3 protein-coding genes and 2 pseudogenes are annotated in these 3,920 nt (G+C 42.5%); 2 read left to right on the forward strand and 3 right to left on the reverse strand.

Annotated elements, in window-relative coordinates:
* The 3 genes and pseudogenes from BGL89_RS17905 to BGL89_RS17915 form a co-directional block, all read right to left on the reverse strand.
* Positions 1–261 (reverse strand): DUF4164 family protein (locus BGL89_RS17905; RefSeq protein ID WP_286826895.1); only part of this gene is annotated, 261 nt, incomplete at its 3' end.
* Positions 262–373: 112 nt separating this feature from the next.
* On the reverse strand, positions 374–628 hold the full coding sequence (locus tag BGL89_RS17910) for a hemolysin XhlA family protein (protein ID WP_286826896.1): 255 nt from the start codon (positions 626–628) through the stop codon (positions 374–376).
* 329 nt (positions 629–957) lie between these two features.
* Positions 958–2,100, reverse strand: a pseudogene (locus BGL89_RS17915) (RNA-guided endonuclease TnpB family protein).
* A gap of 168 nt (positions 2,101–2,268) precedes the next feature.
* Between BGL89_RS17915 and alr the strand changes: the two are divergent.
* Together alr and BGL89_RS17925 are read left to right on the forward strand one after the other, a co-directional pair.
* Positions 2,269–3,465: an alanine racemase gene (alr, locus tag BGL89_RS17920; RefSeq protein WP_286826897.1), complete on the forward strand. Its 1,197-nt coding sequence runs from the start codon at positions 2,269–2,271 to the stop codon at positions 3,463–3,465.
* Between the two features lie 209 nt (positions 3,466–3,674).
* Positions 3,675–3,842: pseudogene (locus BGL89_RS17925) on the forward strand (cytochrome P450); the annotation flags it as partial.
* Positions 3,843–3,920: the final 78 nt, after the last annotated feature.

Consider the following 3,920-nt stretch of genomic DNA (forward strand, 5'->3'; position numbering starts at 1 on the left):
ACTTCCCAAAAGGATAATCAATGTCCAGACCTGATTTTTTTGGGTTCCCTCTACCGATCTGAGCCGATTGTCGATGCCTTCGATTTTCTCGTCTAACACTTTAATATCCCCCTTGATATCGGTTAGTCCTATTTCTACTTTGGTTAACCGATCTTCTACCTTGTCAAATCTTTCGTTAACCCGCTTCTCAAGCGAGTCAATCTTTCCCTCAATCCTTGTGAGGACAGCTTCTAGGGAATAAGTAACAGTTTCGTTAGACATTTGATAAACTCCTATACTGCATCTGGTTGGATATAATTTTATCTTAGTCTAGGCTTTAAGAAAATTTTCTTTCAGGAGCGGTTAACTCTAGTCTTGTTGAGGATTAGAGAGATCAGATATTACTTGAAAAAAATACTTTCCAAGCGGCCGTAAAAATAGCACTCCCTAAAAGGATGATTAATGTCCAGACCTGATTTTTTTGGGTTCCCTCTACCGATCTGAGCCGATTGTCGATGCTTTCAACCTTTTCGGTTAAAGTGGCTACTCCTATTTCCACTTTGGTTAACCGTTCATCGATTTTGTCGATCTTCCCCTCAATCCTTGTCAGAATAGCTTCTAGGGAATAAGTAACAGTCTCGTTAGACATTTGGTAAACTCCTATACTGCATCCGGTTGGATATAATTTTATCTTAAGTCTAGGCTTTTTGGCATTCCTTAACCCCATAGTTAACTTTACTTTTGTCCAACCACTGAGATAGTGTTAGGTGAAAACTTAGATAGTTTCTTGTCACTGATTACCAGTTACTGTTCATTCTCTACGGAAAAACCCTAACTGCCAATTTTTTCGGGAACTTCCTAACATTCCATTCATCTTAAAACCCAGATTCCGCCAGAAAAAAGGAGGAAATCCAGAGGAGTTTCAGGCTTTTTTCCTAGCCCTCTCGGTTTTCATTTGGTTTGACACTCCCATCGCACTCATGCGAGGGATTCTTCGTTCACGGGGAGATGCCTTGCAAAAGCAGTGCCTTTACTTGGTCTTACTCTCCCTCCAGAAGCAGTAGCGGTATGCCCTACCGCCAAAATTCTAGGACATTGCCAACTACGAATATCTAAACTCAAACTGTCAACACGATTTAAGCAGTTACTACAAGTCTTAGAGCTAGGAAAAAATCTGTCAACTTCTATATAGATTTTTCCTTCCCATTCAGCCTTGTATTTTAACATAGTACAGAATTGACCCCAACCAGCATCACTAATTGATTTTGCTAGTTTCTGGTTTTTGACCATGTTTCTGACTGCCAGATTTTCTACCACTATGACTTGGTTTTCGTCAACTAATTTACGACTTAGTTTGTGGAGAAAATCTTCACGACAACGAACAATTTTAGAGTGAACTTTAGCAACTTTAACTCTAGCTTTATTTCGGTTGTTAGAGCCTTTTTGCTTGCGACTTAATTTCTTTTGTCTCCTCGCTAATCTCTGTTCGTACTTACGGTAGTATTTAGGATTCCCGTGTTTAGTCCCGTCTGATGTAATAGCAAAATGGGTTAGTCCAACGTCTATCCCGACAGCTTTTCCTTCTGATGACCCTTCGGCTTCGCTCAGGGTTAATTTTTGGGGTAAATCCTGACCATCATCATAAAGACAAGATGCGAAATATTCTCCCGATGGATTAACTGAAACCGTAACAGACTTTAAGCTTCCCTCTGGTTGCCGTGAAACCTTGCAATAGACTTCACCAATTTTAGGCAATACCAGAACATCATCTTTTAACTTACAGTGCTGAGGAAATCTAATCGACTGCCTATTTTGCTTTTTCTTGAAGTTAGGATATTTAGTTCTACCTTCAAAGAAATTAAGGAAAGCACTAGAAAGATTTAAAGCTGCTTGCTGTAATACCTGCGATGGTACTTCGCTTAACCACTCATGCTCTTTTTTTAGGGAAGGCAGCAGCCTAATTATTTCGTCTCTGCTTAATCCTTTTCCAGTTTGCTTGTAAGTTTCAGATGTCAAGTTTAGGGCGTAATTGTAAAACCATCTAGCACAGCCAAACGACTTGGCAAGCAAAACTGATTACTCGCTTGTCGGATAGATTCTGTACTTAAACGCTTTTAACATCTTGTTTACCAGACTATATTTACTATGTTAAACTATGCAAGGCTAAACTGTCAAGGATTTAATCGTGCTTTGCGGTTCTATTCTGGTCGGGGTTTCATCCCTTCAGTACGAGGATCTTCACCCCGACATCTGTGATAAATTGGGTTATGTGTGCAAAGGAGTGAGCGAGTGACGTTTAGCATAGAACCAAAAATTATCAATCCGCCCAAAAACCGTCATGATTATCAATTGTCGGAAGTAATTCGCTATCGTGCTTGGGTAGAGATCGAGCGCTCGGCACTACAACAAAACGTGCGAAAAGTCAAGGCCTTATTAGCCCCAAAAACGGAATTAATGGCGGTAATTAAAGCTGATGCTTACGGACACGGGGCAGTTAAGGTGGCTAACAGCGTTTTAGAAGCTGGGGCGCAATCTTTAGCCATCGCGACTATTGGGGAAGGTATCGAACTACGGGAAGCGGGAATCGTTGCCCCAATTATGATTTTAGGGGCAGTGAATACCCCGGAAGAAGTGGCAGCCTTAGCCCATTGGCAATTGCAGCCCACCCTAGTACAAATCGAACAGGTGCAAATTTTTGCCACCGTTATGAGACGCTTAGAGCAGCGGCTGCCGGTTCATATCAAACTAGATACGGGGATGTCTCGCTTAGGTACACCATGGCAAAACGGTACAAAATTCGTCGAACAGGTTTTAGAGGCTTCTAACCTGAAAATTGCCAGTATATACTCCCATTTTGCCACGGCTGACGATCCCAATCCCGAAATCATGCAGTTACAACGGCAAAGATTCCAACAAGCGATCGCCGAGCTAAGATCAAAAGGTTATCATCCCCCCTGTCTGCATTTAGCTAACTCTGCCGCTACTCTAAGCGATCGATCTCTGCACTACGATCGAGTTAGAGTCGGATTAGCTCTCTACGGTCTTTATCCTGCCAATCATCTCACCGATAAAGTCCCTTTGCAACCCGTCCTGCAAGTAAAAGCGCGCATTGCCCAAGTCAAAACTATTGCCGCCGGTTCGGGAGTGAGTTATGGTCATCAGTACATAGCGGCAAAAGACACTCGTATTGCTGTGGTCGGTATCGGTTACGCGGATGGAATTCCCCGCAATCTCTCCAATCGTTTAAAAGTATCCCTGAGAGGACGTTTAGTACCCCAAATCGGCGCGATAACCATGGATCAGTTAATGATTGACGTGAGCGAGATTCCGGACGTAAAAACAGGGGAAATCGTCACACTTATCGGCAAAGATGGCCCACAGTGCATTACCGCCGACGATTGGGCGCGGGATTTAGGTACGATATCCTGGGAGATTCTCTGCGGTTTTAAGCATCGTTTGCCGCGAATTACTATTAGCAATGGGTAATTATGGCGGTGATCTTAAAAAATGTCAATTGGCGGCAATTCTCACTGTTGAATGACTGGTGAGATGTGTAATTAACTTTGCTTAGGCACTTACCGTTGTCAAGTGTGATCATTGCCAGTCTAGATTAGGGGATGAATTCTCTGGCGCTTTAGTTTAGAATAAACAGGGTTAATCGACGGCAACTGATTAGTTTTACCCTAGAGGCAGCGATGACTATAAGCAACGATTTACCCTTACCCCCCGGCAGTTTTGGATTACCCCTATTAGGAGAAACAATCGCTTTTTTGACCGATCGAGATTTTGCCAGTAAACGTCATAATAAATATGGTCAACTTTTCCGCACTCATATTTTTGGCAGTCCCACGATTATCGAAAATTTGGGTTAAAACCCCGTCCTTTTAGGACGGCTTTAAGCTACAATGGAAAAAGCGATAACCAAGCTAAAAACTGAACCT

Source organism: Microcystis sp. LSC13-02, assembly GCA_002282935.1.
Lineage (GTDB): Bacteria > Cyanobacteriota > Cyanobacteriia > Cyanobacteriales > Microcystaceae > Microcystis.